General features: G+C 64.2%; 16 protein-coding genes and 1 pseudogene. 8 read left to right on the top strand and 9 right to left on the bottom strand.

From position 1 onward, the window contains the following. Window positions 1–17: 17 nt before the first annotated feature. The 8 genes from nadC to AC5ZGW_RS33305 form a co-directional block, all read right to left on the bottom strand. Window positions 18–866: a carboxylating nicotinate-nucleotide diphosphorylase gene (gene nadC, locus AC5ZGW_RS33340; RefSeq protein ID WP_130228807.1), complete on the bottom strand. Its 849-nt coding sequence runs from the start codon at window positions 864–866 to the stop codon at window positions 18–20. Further along, entirely contained in the window at window positions 863–2413 is a 1551-nt protein-coding gene (locus AC5ZGW_RS33335; protein ID WP_130228808.1) for an L-aspartate oxidase, read from the bottom strand. The genes nadC and AC5ZGW_RS33335 overlap by 4 nt, the downstream gene beginning before the upstream one ends. Next, window positions 2410–3396, bottom strand: coding sequence for a quinolinate synthase NadA (gene nadA, locus AC5ZGW_RS33330; protein WP_130228809.1), 987 nt, complete (start codon window positions 3394–3396; stop codon window positions 2410–2412). Before nadA ends, AC5ZGW_RS33335 begins: the two co-directional genes overlap by 4 nt. A gap of 54 nt (window positions 3397–3450) precedes the next feature. Then, a complete protein-coding gene (locus AC5ZGW_RS33325) occupies window positions 3451–4401 on the bottom strand; it encodes an NUDIX hydrolase (RefSeq protein ID WP_130228810.1) in 951 nt (316 codons plus the stop codon). An 18-nt stretch (window positions 4402–4419) separates the two neighbouring features. Then, complete coding sequence (locus tag AC5ZGW_RS33320) at window positions 4420–4842, bottom strand: hypothetical protein (protein ID WP_130228811.1); 423 nt, start codon at window positions 4840–4842, stop codon at window positions 4420–4422. 214 nt (window positions 4843–5056) lie between these two features. Next, on the bottom strand, window positions 5057–6337 hold the full coding sequence (locus AC5ZGW_RS33315) for an O-acetylhomoserine aminocarboxypropyltransferase (RefSeq protein ID WP_130228812.1): 1281 nt from the start codon (window positions 6335–6337) through the stop codon (window positions 5057–5059). 150 nt (window positions 6338–6487) lie between these two features. After that, a complete protein-coding gene (locus AC5ZGW_RS33310) occupies window positions 6488–7072 on the bottom strand; it encodes a CoA-binding protein (RefSeq protein ID WP_130228813.1) in 585 nt (194 codons plus the stop codon). A gap of 110 nt (window positions 7073–7182) precedes the next feature. Next, window positions 7183–8004 carry an enoyl-CoA hydratase gene (locus tag AC5ZGW_RS33305; RefSeq protein ID WP_130228814.1) on the bottom strand — a complete coding sequence of 274 codons (822 nt, stop codon included), beginning with the start codon at window positions 8002–8004 and terminating at the stop codon, window positions 7183–7185. An 87-nt stretch (window positions 8005–8091) separates the two neighbouring features. Between AC5ZGW_RS33305 and AC5ZGW_RS33300 the strand changes: the two genes are divergently transcribed. The 6 genes from AC5ZGW_RS33300 to AC5ZGW_RS33275 all read left to right on the top strand — a co-directional run bounded on the left by AC5ZGW_RS33300 (window position 8092) and on the right by AC5ZGW_RS33275 (window position 11763). Then, window positions 8092–8520 (top strand): PaaI family thioesterase, encoded by a 429-nt coding sequence (locus tag AC5ZGW_RS33300; protein ID WP_130228815.1) that lies wholly within the window; start codon window positions 8092–8094, stop codon window positions 8518–8520. A 158-nt stretch (window positions 8521–8678) separates the two neighbouring features. After that, entirely contained in the window at window positions 8679–9143 is a 465-nt protein-coding gene (rplM, locus tag AC5ZGW_RS33295; protein ID WP_028162836.1) for a 50S ribosomal protein L13, read from the top strand. 1 nt (window position 9144) lies between these two features. Continuing rightward, the gene (gene rpsI / locus AC5ZGW_RS33290; protein WP_028162835.1) at window positions 9145–9621 is read left to right on the top strand and encodes a 30S ribosomal protein S9; all 477 of its coding nucleotides are present in this window, start codon (window positions 9145–9147) and stop codon (window positions 9619–9621) included. 233 nt (window positions 9622–9854) lie between these two features. Next, a complete protein-coding gene (locus AC5ZGW_RS33285; protein ID WP_130228816.1) occupies window positions 9855–11072 on the top strand; it encodes a GGDEF domain-containing protein in 1218 nt (405 codons plus the stop codon). A 60-nt stretch (window positions 11073–11132) separates the two neighbouring features. Further along, entirely contained in the window at window positions 11133–11369 is a 237-nt protein-coding gene (locus AC5ZGW_RS33280) for a hypothetical protein (protein ID WP_028162833.1), read from the top strand. 97 nt (window positions 11370–11466) lie between these two features. Beyond that, entirely contained in the window at window positions 11467–11763 is a 297-nt protein-coding gene (locus AC5ZGW_RS33275; protein ID WP_028162832.1) for an antibiotic biosynthesis monooxygenase family protein, read from the top strand. 6 nt (window positions 11764–11769) lie between these two features. Here AC5ZGW_RS33275 and AC5ZGW_RS33270 read toward each other — a convergent pair whose 3' ends face one another. Next, entirely contained in the window at window positions 11770–12909 is a 1140-nt protein-coding gene (locus tag AC5ZGW_RS33270) for an AI-2E family transporter (RefSeq protein WP_130228817.1), read from the bottom strand. A 264-nt stretch (window positions 12910–13173) separates the two neighbouring features. Between AC5ZGW_RS33270 and AC5ZGW_RS33265 the strand changes: the two genes are divergently transcribed. Continuing rightward, window positions 13174–13947, top strand: a complete 774-nt coding sequence (locus tag AC5ZGW_RS33265) for a gamma-glutamyl-gamma-aminobutyrate hydrolase family protein (RefSeq protein WP_130228818.1) — start codon at window positions 13174–13176, stop codon at window positions 13945–13947. 465 nt (window positions 13948–14412) lie between these two features. Continuing rightward, window positions 14413–14612 (top strand): annotated as a pseudogene (locus AC5ZGW_RS33260) (hypothetical protein); the annotation flags it as partial.

Below are 14612 nucleotides of genomic sequence, written 5' to 3'. Positions count from 1 at the left end.
CGCAGCCTCATCACCCGCTAGAGATAATCCAGCCCGATATCGAGGGCGGCCGAGGAGTGCGTGACCCAGCCGACGGAAATGAGGTCGACGCCGGTCGCCGCGATCGCGGGCGCAGTGGTGGCCGTGATACGGCCCGATGCTTCCGTGATAACCTTGCCGCGCGTCATCGTCACGGCCTGCCTGAGATCGTCGATCGTCATGTTGTCGAGCAGGACCGCGTCGATCCCGAGCGCCAGAGCTTCTTCGAGCTGCGCCAGCGTGTCGACTTCGACCTCGACTTTGACGAGATGGCCGACATGCGCCTTGGCACGCTCGATCGCGGTGCGGATGTTGCCGGCAAGCGCGATGTGGTTGTCCTTGATCAGCACGGCATCGTCGAGGCCGAAGCGGTGATTGCTACCGCCGCCGGCGCGCACCGCGTATTTTTCCAATGCGCGCAGGCCGGGCGTGGTCTTGCGAGTGCAGACGATCTGCGCGCGCGTGCCTTTCACGGCAGTAACCAGCGACGCCGTTGCCGTTGCGACGCCGCTGAGGTGGCAAAGGAAATTGAGTGCGGTCCGCTCGCCCGTCAGCAGCGCGCGCGCCGGGCCGTTGATGGTCGCGATCGTGTCGCCGGGCGCGACGACGCTGCCATCGGGCCGTTCGATCTCGATTCGGATCGCTGGTGATATCGTTTGAAAGGCGCAGCGCGCCACATCGAGGCCGGCGACGACGCCCGGCTGGCGTGCCCGCAACGCGAGCGAAGCGCGCTGGTCGGCGGCCACGATCGCGTCCGCCGTGATGTCGCCGGCACGGCCGAGATCCTCAAGCAGCGCGGTTCGCACCAGGGGTTCGTACATCAGGGGCAGAAGGGGATTGAGTGTCACGACTGAGCGCTCCTGATCGGCAGTTCGGATTCGATGATCTCGCCGGCGATACTGAGTGCACCTGCGAGGGTGAAAGTGGAGGGCACGCCCTTGGGCAACGTGTCCGGAAAGTCGGTGCGGTAGTGGCCGCCGCGGCTTTCCTCGCGCCTTGACGCTGCGACGGCGATCATCAATCCGACCAGCGCCGGATCGGCGGCGGAGCCGCTCCCCCTGGCCATCGGATAGAGATTGCGAATGGCGCGCTCGATCGAGGGCCGATCACGAAGCACGCCGAGGGCCTGCGAGACGAACGGCCGCACCGTCGATGGATCTGATGCAGGCGGGAGCGCGGTCGGCGTGCGCAGAGGAGCGGCACCGCTAGCCACGCCATTGACGCTCTCGGCGACCCATTGCGCAGAGACGATGGCTTCCATCAGCGAATTGCTAGCGAGCCGATTGGCGCCGTGCAGGCCGGTGCGGCTGACCTCGCCGCAGGCCCACAAGCCCGTCACCGTGCTGCGGCCTTCGCCATCAACGGCAATGCCGCCCATGTGATAATGCGCCGCCGGACGCACCGGGATCGGATCGTCGGCCGGATCGATACCGGCCATCTTGCAGAACGCGCTGATGACGGGATAGCGCTGCGCGAAATTCTTGCCTGGATGCTGCCGTGCATCGAGGAAGACGCGGTGTCCCTCGGCGCGGCGGCGCCAGACCGCGCGCGCCACGATGTCGCGCGGCGCGAGCTCGGCGCCCGGTTCGTTCGCCATGAAACGCTGCCCGGTCTCGTCGATCAGGATCGCGCCATCGCCGCGGATCGCTTCGGTCAGCAGCGGCATCGGTCGCGACGGTCCGTCGAAGGCGGTAGGGTGAAACTGGATGAATTCGAGATCGGAGAGGACGGCGCCGGCACGGGCCGCGAGCGCCAGCCCCTGGCCGAAACAGCCCATCGGATTGGTGCTGTCCTGGAAGAGGCCGCCAATGCCCCCGGTCGCCAGCACGACGCGGTTAGTCGGGATGACGAGCGAGCCACGCTCGTTTGCAGCGAGCACGCCCTCGACTGCGTTGTCCTCGACGATGAGTTGGCGCGCCTCAAAACCCTCGATCAGCGTAATCGACGGGCAGCGCCGCACGGCGGCGATCAGTGCGCGCATGATCTCGCGCCCGGTGCCGTCGCCGGTGGCGTGAACGATCCGCTTGCGGCTGTGCGCGGCTTCGAGTCCAAGCTGCCAGCTCCCGTCTGGCCTGCGATCAAAGCCGACGCCGAGCCGCGCGAGACCCTCGACGGCAGCGGGCGCGGCATCCACGATGCGGCTAGCGGCTTCTTCGTCGCAAAGGTCGGCGCCGGCGGCGATGGTGTCCTGCAGATGCAGGGCAGGGGTGTCGTCGTCACCGACCGCCGCTGCGAGCCCGCCTTGCGCCCACATGCTGGAGGCCTCCGCCCCGAGCGGCGATTTCGACAGCAGCACGACCGGTGCGGGCGCAAGCTGCAGGGCCGTCATCAATCCAGCGGCGCCGCCGCCAATGATCACCGGTTGCCCGGCCAAGGCCGAAACATCCAAGCTCATAGCGCCAGCATCCTTTCGACGGAGCGCCGCGCGCGCTCAGCGATCTCAGGATCGATCGTGACCTCGTGCTCGTTGGTCTCGAGCGCGTGGCGAATGTTCTTCAGCGTGATCCGCTTCATGTGCGGGCAGAGATTGCAGGGGCGGATGAACTCGACGTCGGGATGGAGCACCGCGACGTTGTCGCTCATCGAGCATTCCGTCAGCAGCACCACGCGTGCCGGACGCTCCTTGCTGACGAAGCCGGACATGGCTGCGGTGGAGCCCGAGAAATCCGCCTCAGCCACCACCTCGGGCGGACATTCCGGATGCGCCAGGATGGTGACGCCGGGATGATTCTCGCGAAGCTGGCGCACATCCTCGGCATTGAAGAGCTCGTGCACTTCGCAATGGCCCTTCCAGGCCGTGATCTTCACCTTGGTCTGCGCGGCGATGTTCTGCGCCAGATATTCGTCCGGCAGCATGATGACATGCTCGACGCCGAGCGATTGCACCACAGCGAGTGCATTGCCTGAGGTGCAGCACATGTCGGACTCCGCCTTCACCGCGGCCGAGGTGTTGACATAGGTGACGATGGGGGCGCCCGGATAGCGCTCGCGCATCAGCCGTACATCGGCCGCCGTGATGGACTCCGCGAGCGAACAGCCGGCCTTGAGGTCGGGGATCAGCACCGTCTTCTCGGGATTGAGCAGCTTTGCCGTCTCCGCCATGAAGTGCACGCCGGCGAGTACGATGACGTCGGCATCGACCTTGGTCGCCTCGCGCGCGAGCGCGAGGCTGTCGCCGACGATGTCGGCGACGCCATGGAAGATTTCCGGCGTCTGATAATTGTGCGCCAGCACCACCGCATTGCGCGTGCGCTTGAGTTCTAGGATGGCGTCGACATCATCGGCGAAGGTCGCCCATTCGAATTCCGGGATCACCCGTTTGACGCGGTCATAGAGCGGCGCGGTGCGCGCGAGCGCACCGGATGAGATTGCAGCCATTTATGCTCTCCTTGAGTATATTTCGCATTATACTTATCCTGAGCATAATGGAAGTCAAGAGCGTGAGAGCGGAAGCTTGGTACCGGCGACGGCCCGTTCGGCCACAATGCCGTGACGGAAGCGGAATAGCTTGGCCGGGCGACCGACCGTCTCGGCAGCCATTGCGCCTGTCTCTTCAACGAGTTCCTGCTGCTCGATCAGGCGCCGAAAGTTCTGTTTGTGCACGGTACGGCCTGCAAGGGCCTCAACACTGCGTTGCAGTTGCAGCAGGGTGAATTCGGCTGGCATCAGCTCGAAGACGACCGGCCGGTATTTGATCTTGGCACGCAGCCGCGCGATGCCGGTGGCCAGAATGCGGCGATGATCCGATATCATGGCGCGGCCGGGTACGACGGCATCCCCGGTGCCCTTGGCACGAACTGCTTCGGGGATCAGGGAGGCCTCATAGAGCAGCTCATAGCGCTGCAGCACCAGTTCCTCGTTCCAGGTGCGGTCGTCGAGGCCGAAGGTGATGGCGGCGCGCTGCCAACGTGCCTTCTGCACGGAGGTGCTCTCTGCCGATTTGGCCCAGGCGCGCAGCTTCGGCGCCACGATCTTTGCAATCAGGGGCGGGGTACCCGCGCGATGGTCTTCCCACGGGAAGTACTCATACCAGCCGGACCAGTGGCCCTCCGAGCCTTCTCTGACTTGGTCCTCGCGGGTCAGGCCGAGATAGCTGATCGAGATGCGATGCGGCGCTCTGGCGTCGCCGGTGCGTCCGTGATCGGCGAAGGTATAGAGCTGCTCGACATAGCCGAGCGGGTGTCCGGTCTGCGCCTCGACCCAGGCCCGCAGGCCGGTCTGCAGCGAGCGGTGCCCGAACTGGAACGGACCGCTCGGCAGCGCGGTCGCATTCGCGATCGTCATGATCTTCGGCTCGCTCTCGGTGACCGCGACCAGGACGGCGACGAGGTCGGCGGCGATCGCGTCGATCGATGTTTCGGCTTTTCGCGATGCCTTTGCCACGCGGGCGTCCTGTCGCGGCTAGCAATAGCCGTAAACGCCGCAGGCGTACGGCAGGCGGTTCCAGTAGGGACCGCCGTAGTAGGGGCCCCCATAATACGGGCCGTCATAGCTGTAGGAGAAGTGATTGCCGTAATAGCCGGGCAGGCTCGACGAGCCCGGCAGGATCGGCTCGCCATTGACGAACGGCACGTAAGGGATCACGGCCGCAGGCGTGAACAGCACGTCCGGATCCTGTTCGGCTACGACGATCTGGCGGCCATGGCGGATGTAGGGGGCTGATGTCACTGACGTCCGGTATTTGTAGTGCGGGCGCGGCAGGCCGGGCGGCAGTTGGTGGGCGGCGCGGTAGGCCGCGCGCTTGGTTGCAACCGGGCCGTCCGCGGCAACGGCGGCATCAATCGCAAGCAGGGCGATCGAAGAGAACAATATCGAGCGTAGCATCGTCGTCTCCGAATCGAGAGGGCGACAGAATGCCACCTTATAGCGGAATGACCGTTAATGAGAGGCTCGCGACATCAGACCAGCGCCTTCACCGTCATGGCCAGGCTTGACCCGGCCATCCACGTCCTCTTGTTCGCCACTTCCAAGAACGTGGATGCCCGGGACGAGCCCGGGCATGACGAAGAGAACTTGGCGCGTTCCGCACACGGGGACCTTAAGCCCGCAGCGCCTGGTCGAGGTCGGCGATCAGGTCGTCCTTGTCCTCGATGCCGATAGAGAGCCGGACCACGTCGGGGGCGGCGCCGGACTTGATCTTCGCGGCATCGTCGAGCTGGCTGTGGGTGGTGGAGGCCGGGTGGATCACCAGCGAGCGGGTGTCGCCGACATTGGCGAGGTGCGAGAACAACCTGAGGTTCGACACCAAATTGACGCCGGCGTCATAGCCGCCCTTGAGGCTGAAGGTGAACACGGCGCCCGCGCCCTTCGGCGCATATTTGCGCGCGAGATTGTTGTACTTGTCGCCGGAGAGCCCGGCGTAATTCACCGACGCCACCGCGGGATGGTCGGCCAGGAATTCCGCGATCGCTTTGGCGTTGTCGCAATGCTTCTGCATGCGGAGCGGCAGCGTCTCGATGCCCGTCAGGATCATGAAGGCGTTGAACGGTGACAGCGCCGGGCCGAGATCGCGCAAGCCGAGCACGCGGCAGGCGATCGCGAAGGCGAAATTGCCAAAGGTCTCCTGGATCTTGATGCCGTGATACTCCGGACGCGGCTCGCTCAGCATCGGATATTTGTTGTCCTTCGACCAGTCGAAGGTGCCGGCATCGACGATGATGCCGCCGAGCGAGTTGCCGTGGCCGCCCAGGAACTTGGTCAGCGAGTGCACGACGATGTCGGCGCCGTGGTCGATCGGCTTGATCAGATACGGCGTTGCCAGCGTGTTGTCGACGATCAGCGGCACGCCGGCCTTGCGCGCCACCGCGGCGATGGCCTCGATATCGGTGATGCTGCCGGAGGGATTTGCGATCGATTCGATGAAGATCGCTTTGGTGTGCGGCGTCACCGCGCGCTCGAAGCTTTCGATCTCGTCCGGATCGGCCCAGGCGACGTTCCAGCCGAAGCTCTTGAAGGCATGGGTGAACTGGTTGATCGAGCCGCCATAGAGTTTTCGCGCGGCGATGATCTCGTCGCCCGGCTTCATCAACTGCTGCAGCACCACGACCTGCGCGGCGTGTCCCGATGCGACCGCGAGTGCGGCAGTGCCGCCTTCGAGTGCGGCGACGCGCTCCTCCAGCACCGCATTGGTCGGGTTGCCGATGCGGGTATAGATGTTGCCGAACGACTGCAGGCCGAACAATGAGGCCGCATGGTCGGCGTCGTTGAACACGAATGACGTCGTCTGATAGATCGGCGTCGCCCGCGCGCCGGTGGTGGGATCGGGCTGCGCACCGGCATGCACGGCGAGGGTCGAAAATCCCGGAAGGCGATCGGTCATTCTGAGTGTCCTGTGTTGGATCGGAAATGAAATGCGCGGCATGCTGATGGCAGCAACGACGGCCGTCAAGGCGAGTTGCGAGCCGTATGCGCGTTGGGAACAGCGTGCTTCGTTATGACGCGATGTCGAAACATTTGTTTCGCCGTTGCGTCACGTCGTCTCGGTCTTGTTCTTTGCGGCACGATCGGATGCGGCGGTTTCGCCGCCGCCGACGCTCATCCGATTCAGCGACAGCCGCATGCCCTGCGTCGGCATGGGCGCACGCTTGGAGCTGAGCGTCCGCGAATTGACGCCCATCCAGGAAATCTCTGATGACAGGCGGCCATATTCGATTTTCGGGCAGCGGTTCATGACGACCTTGATGCCGACAGCTTCGGCCTTTGCGGCGGCCGCATCGTCGCGTGCGCCGAGCTGCATCCAGATCACCTTCGGCAAGGGCGACAGCCTGAGCGCCTCCTCGACAACCGGCATGATGTGGCTGGAGTTGCGAAAGATGTCGACCATGTCGATCGGGCGTCCGATGTCGGCGAGCGACGCGACGAAGGGCTTGCCGAGCAGGCTCTTGCCGACATGGCCGGGATTGACCGGGATCATGTCGTAGCCGCGCTCCGCCAGATATTTGAAGGCGAAATAGCTCGGCCGCACATTGACCGGCGAAGCGCCGACCATCGCGATCGACTTCACGCCGTTGAGAATGCCGCGGATGTAGTTATCGGGGTAGCTGTCGTGGTTCATCTCTAGTCTTTATGTCAGCTGCGTCATTGCGAGGAGCGAAGCGACGAAGCAATCCATGCTTCAGCAAGCGGATGGATGGATTGCTTCGCTTCGCTCGCAATGACGGGAAACTATCTATCCTGCCATTTCGGTTCGCGCTTCTCGATGAAGGCACCGATACCTTCCTCGGCGTCGCGCGCCATCATGTTTTCGGTCATCACCTCGGCGGCGTAGCGATAGGCGTCCGCGAGTGTCATCTCGGCCTGGCGGTAGAATGCCTCCTTGCCGAGCTTGACAGTGTAGGCGGATTTCAGCGCCACTTTTTGCGCCAGCGCAATCGCGGCCTCGCGTTCGGTGCCGGCAGGCACGACGCGGTTGATGAGGCCGATGGTCTGCGCGGTCGCGGCCGAGATCGGCTCGCCGGTCAGCAGCATCTCCATGGCCTGCTTGCGCGGAACGTTGCGCGACAGCGCCACCATCGGCGTCGAGCAGAACAGGCCGATATCGACGCCGGGCGTCGCGAAGGCCGCGTTCTCCGAGGCGACAGCGAGATCGCAGCTTGCGACAAGCTGGCAACCGGCTGCGGTCGCAATGCCCTGGACGGAAGCGACCACTGGCTTCTGCAGGTGCACGACCGCCTGCATCATCGCGCTGCAGGCATTCATGATCTCTGCGAAATAGGCGCGGCCCCGATCGGCATCGCTGCGGCGCGCGGTGAGTTCCTTCATGTCGTGGCCGGCCGAGAAGGCGGGGCCGTTGGCGGCAATGACCACGCCGCGCACGGCTGGATCGTCATGAATTGCCTTCAGCGCGCCATGCAGCTCGGCGATCAGGCCCTCGGAGAGGCTGTTGCGCGCGGCGGGACGGTTGAGCGTCAGCACGGCGATGCTGCCGACCTGCTCGCGCAGGAGGATCGGCGATTGCGGCGCGACGGCACGGGCTGCTTGGGGCATCTCCAGATTTCCACTAAGGCTTTTTGTCAATTAAGGCTTGGCTACAACTTAATGTAACACGCTGACTGAATCGAGGGTGGGGACGGCATGGCGCTGGCGAAAATGAGCGTGGCTGAAGTGGAGAGGTTCCTCCGCGAGGAGTTTCCGCAGGCGTTCAGCGGGAACGACATCATCATCGAGAGCGCCGACGGCGAGACCTGTCTCTTGCGCCAGCGCTACAGCGAGCGGATGCTGCGGCCGGGCGGCACCGTGTCGGGTCCGACGCTGATGGCGCTGGCCGATTTCGCGATGTATGTGGTGCTGCTGTCGGCGATCGGCCCGGTGGGTCTGGCGGTCACCACCAATCTCAACATCAATTTCCTCCGCAAGGGCCAGCCGGGGCGGGACGTGCTGGCGGCGGCGAGGCTGCTGAAGCTCGGCAAGCGGCTGGCGGTCGGGGAGGTCAACCTGCTTTCGGGCGATTCGGCGGATCCGATTGCGCATGTGACGGCGACCTATTCCATTCCAAATAAATAGAGTTTCTGAAGGTATTATTGCACCTTATTTATAAGCCATTGTTTTTGCTAAGATAAATCGCGCCAATTGGCGTTGACGAATTTCGTTCGCTTCTCTAGAAAGCCGCCAGTCCGGCGCGGCAGTCTTGCGCCGAAAACTCCTTTCCACGGACAGCTCACATGAAAACCTTTTCGGCCAAGCCCGCCGAGGTGCAGAAGAAGTGGGTCGTGATCGACGCCAAGGGTGTGGTGGTCGGCCGGCTCGCCACCATGGTCGCGATGCGCCTGCGCGGCAAGCACCTGCCCACCTACACTCCGCATGTCGATTGCGGCGACAACGTCATCATCATCAACGCCGCTCACGTGGTGCTGACCGGTCGCAAGCGCGACCAGAAGGTCTACTACAAACACACCGGCTATATCGGTGGCATCAAGGAGCGCAGCGCGAAGCAGATCCTCGAGGGTCGCTTCCCGGAGCGCGTGGTCGAGAAGGCGATTGAGCGCATGATCCCGCGCGGTCCGCTCGGCCGCATGCAGATGGGCAATCTGCGCGTCTATCCCGGCGCCGAGCATCCGCATGAAGCGCAAAACCCCGAGAAAATCGATTTCGCCTCGCAGAACCGCAAGAACATGAGGGCCGCATAAGATGTCCGATACCATGCAGTCTCTCGATCAGCTTGCGCAGCTGAAGCCGGCGGCTCCCGATGCGCCGAAATATGTGAAGAAGATCGACAAGTACGGCCGCGCTTATGCCACCGGCAAGCGCAAGGACGCGGTTGCCCGCGTCTGGGTCAAGCCGGGCTCCGGCAAGATCTCCGTCAACACCCGAGACGTCGAAGTCTATTTCGCCCGTCCGGTGCTGCGGATGATGATCCAGCAGCCGCTGGTCGCCGCCGCCCGCGCCGGCCAGTATGACGTGATCTGCACGGTCACCGGCGGCGGCCTGTCCGGCCAGGCCGGTGCGGTGCGCCACGGTCTCTCCAAGGCGCTGACCAATTTCGAGCCGGAATTGCGCGGCGTCCTGAAGAAGGGCGGCTTCCTGACCCGCGACTCGCGCACGGTCGAGCGCAAGAAGTACGGCCGCGCCAAGGCGCGCAAGTCGTTCCAGTTCTCGAAGCGCTAACCGCTTCACTGCAATTTGCACCAATTGCGAAGGGGCGCCGCGAGGCGCCCTTTTTGCTGCACCTTTGCGCATCAATTGTCGCAGTTTTTCCCGAAAACTTTTGTGTGCACGCAAACGGATTGCCAACGCGCCACGCATAGCCTGAGCAGCATTAACGGCGCGCTATCCTTTTCGGATCGCGCCCTTGAGATCGTGGCATCACACGCTTTCATCACACGCACCAGGCAGGGCTCATGTCGTTCGATACTTCGACGCTTTATCTGTTTGCCACCATGGTGGCCGGAATGCTCGGCGCCATGTTGTTGTTCTTCGGCAATCAAGAGAAGATTCCGGCGTTGAAGTGGTGGGGCAGCGCGTATCTGCTCGGTGCTGCTGCGGTCGCGGCATCGACCATCGCGGGCTCGATGCTGGGCGAAATTGCTTCGCTGGCGCTGAATGCGGTGGGCTTCATCGCCTGCGGCATGGTGTGGAACGCGGCACGCGTGTTTCATGGCCGCAAGCCGAATGTCGCCGGTCTCGTGCTCGGCGCGATCGCCTGGGTCGGCGCCGCGCTGACCTTGCCGCCTGAGCTGCCCACGCTGAAGCTGACCATCGGCGCCGCGATCATCGCGATCTACGCATGCCTCACGGCAGCCGAATTGTGGAGCGAGCGGCGGCGCGCGACCCAAAGGCGATGGCCCGCACTCGCGGTGCCCGTGCTGCACGGCTGCGTGCTGCTGCTGCCGATCCTGGTCGGCAATTTCCTGCGCCCGCATGATGCGGCGTTCGGCGACAGCACCTGGGTGACGGTATTCGCTGTCGAACTCATCCTCTATGCGATCGGCACCGTCTTCGTGATCTTCATGCTGGTATCGGACCGCGAGGTGACCGCGCACAAGACGGCGGCCTCGATGGATCCTCTGACTGGTATGTTCAACCGCCGTGGCTTTGCCGAGGCCTGCACGCGGGTGATCGAACGCGAGGCAAGCGCCGGCCGGCCGGTGACGGTGATGATCTTCGACATCGACCACTTCAAATCGATCAACGACCGTTTCGGCCATCCCGCCGGCGACGAGATCCTGAAATTATTCTCGGCCGTCGTCGTCAACAACCTCCGCATCAGCGATCTCTCCGGCCGCATCGGCGGCGAGGAATTCGCGGCGCTGCTGCCGTGCTCGCTGGAGGAGGGCGTGCTCGCCGCCGAGCGCGTGCGCGAGTGCTTCCAGGCCTCCGGCATCGTCTGCGACGAGGGGGCGGTCGACACCACCGTCAGCATCGGCGTTGCGGGTGGACCGGCGGGCACCGAGCTCGAGGTGCTGCTGGCGGCCGCCGATACCGCGCTCTACCAAGCCAAGCGCGGCGGCCGCAACCGCGTCGAGGCCGCGGAAGAGTTGCCGCTGTCGCTGGAGAACTGGCGGCGCAAGACCGCCGGTCTCGCACCGCAGGCGCGCGAGACGCCGATCGCGGCGTGAGAGCGATTTGAGCGATATTGGTAGGATTCCATTTACCATTCGATTCCTATGATCCGGGCCATGGAATCGACTCGCCTTCACAATGCCCAATCCGCCCTGCTGTCGCTCGAAGCCGCCGCCACCACCGCCCGCGGCGGGTTCGCCTGCCTGTTCTCGAGCTCGGCTGAATACGAGACCGCGCTGATCGCCGAGCGCCGCGCCCAAGGCCGCTACGGCCGCCCGCGCAGCCCTTGGCCGATGCTGATGTTTCTGGGCATCACGTTGATGGTCCTCGGCACGGTGCTCGTGTTCAACTAGGTAACGGGAACATCCCGTATCGGTGAGGGCGCCGCGAGGCGCCTTTTTCTTTTCCACAAGCTGGGCTAGAGACGGGCCCTTTCCAGGGAGAAGCCCAATGGTCACCGAAATTGCACTCATCGACGTCAAGCCCGGCAGCGAGAAGGATTTCGAAGCTGCGGTGGAGAAGGCGCGGCCGCTGTTTCTGCGCGCCAAGGGCGGCAAGGGGTTCGAATTGCACAAGTCGATCGAGAAGCCCTCGCGCTACCGGCTGGTTGCGAAGTGGGAGACGCTGGAGAACCACACCGTCGATTTCCGCGGCTCGGAAGACTTCGCCGCCTGGCGGGCGCTGGTCGGGCCGTTCTTTGCCGCGCCGCCGGAGGTCGAGCATACCGAGATCGTCGTGACGGCCTGAGGCTCCTCACGCCGCCGCAGTCGGCTCCTCGGCCTTGAAGTGGTCGAGCATCACCTTGGCGATTGCCATCAGGGGGAGCGCAAGCGCGAGCCCCCAGACGCCGAACACCACCCCGAGCAGGATCTGGAACGCAAACAGCGTGGCAGGCGGAATATCGAGCGCCTGCCGCTGGATGATCGGGGTGAGCACGTAGCTCTCCATCGCGTGCACGCCGAGGAACAGCACGAAGGCGGAGAGCGCCGCGATCCAGCCCGAGGCAAGGCTCGCGAGCACCACGATCAATCCCGCGAGGATCGCGCCCACCGTCGGAATGAAAGCGAGCAGGCCGGCCTGGATACCCAGGATGAACGAGCTCTGGATGCCGATGATCGAGAGCCCGATCCAGGTGACGAAGAACACCGCGCCCATGGTGATGATCTGGGCGATCAGCCAGCGCTCCAGTGTGTCCCCGATACGGTCGACGATGATGGTGGCCTGCTCGCGGTGCCGGGCCGGCATCACGAACAATAGCCCGGCGCGGTAGATGCTGGGTTGGGCGGCGAAGGCAAGCCCGAGAAACAGCACGATGAAGAAGTTGCCGACCGCGCTCACGGTGCCGAGCAGCACCTTGAGGGTCTGACTGATGATCGCGCCGCCGCTGGAGGCGAGCGCGCCGGCGCTCGGAAGACTATGGGTCGCCGCGGCGCCCGGGGTCGTCGGCGTCGACGAGTCCGTCGGTGCGGAGGCTTGGTTGCTGAAGTCGAGATAGCTGGTGTCGATGCCGTGGCTCTCGAGGAAGGACTTCACGTTGACCAGTTGCGACTTGATGGTGTCGCTGAGCGCGGAGGCCTGCTCGGCGATAGTCGCTCCGCCGAGAAAGACGACGCCCGACAATAGCGCCGCCAGCGCCAGGCAGACGATGGTCAGCCGAAGCGCATGGGGCAGCTTAACTCCGTGGCCGAGCAGGTTGGTGAGGGCGTTGAGCGCGACGCCGAGCAGGACCCCGGCGAAGATCAGGAACAGCGTCGCCGCGTAATGCCAGGCGAGCGCCAAGAGCGCCGCGAACAGCACGATGCCGATGCCGCCGACGCTGATCGCCCACGCCAGATCGTTGCGGGCCTGCAGGTGGTCGCCGCCGGGTAGCCTCACGTCGATTCCTTCGCGCATCGATTGATCTCACCTTGTCGCCAAAATCCCGTCGGGATCAAGCCGTGTGCCGGTTTGCCGCTGCCCGTCGGGCAGGCCTTCCCTAGCGGCAGGCCGCCCGGCCCAGCCTGCGGGGCCGCGTTCGTCCCTCGACCCCGCCGCGCCTGCGTCTCGTGCCAATGTGCTCCGCCAGCATAATATGTTGATCCATGATCCAGTCGGGGGCATTATCTCTCTGGAACCATGACAAACATAGAAAATCATTCCTACGCGAGATGCTGAGCAATGAGACGGCCCGTGGTCGGCGTAATCGGAAACGCCCATCGCATCGAAGATCGTTTCACGGTTCAGATGGTTGGGGAGCGCAACCTGCGCGCGATCACCGATGTCGCCGGCGCTGTTCCGCTGATGTTCGCCGGTTCGCCCGAGATTACCGACGTCGGCGCCTTGCTCGACGTGGTCGACGGCGTGGTCCTGACCGGAGCGCGGGCCAATGTGCACCCGACCCGCTTCAAGTGCGAGCCGCATATCAGTCACGAGCCTTACGACATCCATCGTGACGAGGTTGCGCTGGCGTTGTCGGAAGCCTGCGTCGCGCGCGGCATTCCGCTGTTCGGCATCTGTCGCGGCCTGCAGGAGATGAACGTCGCCTTTGGCGGCTCGCTGCATCCCGAGATCCGCGAACTGCCCGGACGCATCAATCATCGCATGCCGCGGCTGGAGAATGGCGAGATCCATCCGGATCCGCTGGTCGTGTTCGCCGACCGGCATGACGTGACGCTCACACCGGGCGGCGTGTTCGCGAAGCTCCTGGGCTGCGAGACCATCCGTGTCAATTCGCTGCACGGGCAGGGCATCCTTGAGCCCGGCGAACGCGTCGTGATCGAAGGCGTCGCCGAGGACGGCACCATCGAGGCGATCCGCATCGCCGACGCGCCGGGCTTTGCACTCGGCGTGCAGTGGCACGCGGAGTACGACCCGCAGCGCAACCCGATCAACAAGAAGTTGTTCGAGGCTTTCGGGGCAGCGTTGCGCAAACGGCAGAGCGCGGCGGCGTAGCTGCGTTGCTCGCCATGAGGGCGATTGGGTTCTGATTCATTGTCAAACAGCGATTGCGTAGGATGGGTAGAGCGAAGCGAAACCCATCGCGATGGAGCAAGTTGCGCGATGATGGGTTTCGCTTCGCTCTACCCATCCTACGATCCCGTTGAACCTTGCACCGCTGTCGTCCCCGCCTAGGGCGCAATTGCGCCCGGGATCGGGGACCCATAACCACAGGAAGGTGTTGTGGCGCGAGCAAGCGGTTACAGCGGAGCACACGACAACGGCCTGGGGTTGGGTCCCGGATCCCGGCTACGCCAAGAGGCTTCGCCGCGGCGCGCAAGCCCGGACGACGTGGGGTGGGGTTCTGATTCAAATTTCAAATAGCGTGAGGATCAGTGTCCGCATTCTCGCGGCGCTTTGCGTCCGAGCTTTGCTTCACTTTCCACCCTCTCAAATCGCAGAGGGCGCAGGGAAAGCCGGGTGCTGGTTGCACCCATGGGTCCCGTGCAAAAAAAGCACGGGGGTAGGACCACAGGTTCAACCGAAGCATTCCGGCTTTCCCTGCGCGATGGTTTTACGGCTTACTTCGTGCTCTCCCCGGTGACCGGCTATCTAATGCACACATCTTTGTTGCGAAGATCGGCGAAGACTGATTCCCTGGCGGGAGGCGGTCTTGTGGA

The organism is Bradyrhizobium sp. Crot121, assembly GCF_059512385.1.
Note: the sequence above shows the minus strand (reverse complement) of the source record. Positions and strands in the feature narration are given on the sequence as shown.

Bases quoted from the DNA above. Each gene is read 5' to 3' on its own strand.
- AC5ZGW_RS33305 (WP_130228814.1), bottom strand. From the start codon at position 8,004: ATGCCCCAAGCAGCCCGTGCCGTCGCGCCGCAATCGCCGATCCTCCTG.
- AC5ZGW_RS33335 (WP_130228808.1), bottom strand. From the start codon at position 2,413: ATGAGCTTGGATGTTTCGGCCTTGGCCGGGCAACCGGTGATCATTGGC.
- AC5ZGW_RS33320 (WP_130228811.1), bottom strand. From the start codon at position 4,842: ATGCTACGCTCGATATTGTTCTCTTCGATCGCCCTGCTTGCGATTGAT.
- AC5ZGW_RS33270 (WP_130228817.1), bottom strand. From the start codon at position 12,909: ATGCGCGAAGGAATCGACGTGAGGCTACCCGGCGGCGACCACCTGCAG.
- rpsI (WP_028162835.1), top strand. From the start codon at position 9,145: ATGTCCGATACCATGCAGTCTCTCGATCAGCTTGCGCAGCTGAAGCCG.
- rplM (WP_028162836.1), top strand. From the start codon at position 8,679: ATGAAAACCTTTTCGGCCAAGCCCGCCGAGGTGCAGAAGAAGTGGGTC.
- AC5ZGW_RS33310 (WP_130228813.1), bottom strand. From the start codon at position 7,072: ATGAACCACGACAGCTACCCCGATAACTACATCCGCGGCATTCTCAAC.
- nadA (WP_130228809.1), bottom strand. From the start codon at position 3,396: ATGGCTGCAATCTCATCCGGTGCGCTCGCGCGCACCGCGCCGCTCTAT.
- AC5ZGW_RS33285 (WP_130228816.1), top strand. From the start codon at position 9,855: ATGTCGTTCGATACTTCGACGCTTTATCTGTTTGCCACCATGGTGGCC.
- AC5ZGW_RS33280 (WP_028162833.1), top strand. From the start codon at position 11,133: ATGGAATCGACTCGCCTTCACAATGCCCAATCCGCCCTGCTGTCGCTC.
- AC5ZGW_RS33275 (WP_028162832.1), top strand. From the start codon at position 11,467: ATGGTCACCGAAATTGCACTCATCGACGTCAAGCCCGGCAGCGAGAAG.
- AC5ZGW_RS33315 (WP_130228812.1), bottom strand. From the start codon at position 6,337: ATGACCGATCGCCTTCCGGGATTTTCGACCCTCGCCGTGCATGCCGGT.
- AC5ZGW_RS33300 (WP_130228815.1), top strand. From the start codon at position 8,092: ATGGCGCTGGCGAAAATGAGCGTGGCTGAAGTGGAGAGGTTCCTCCGC.
- AC5ZGW_RS33265 (WP_130228818.1), top strand. From the start codon at position 13,174: ATGAGACGGCCCGTGGTCGGCGTAATCGGAAACGCCCATCGCATCGAA.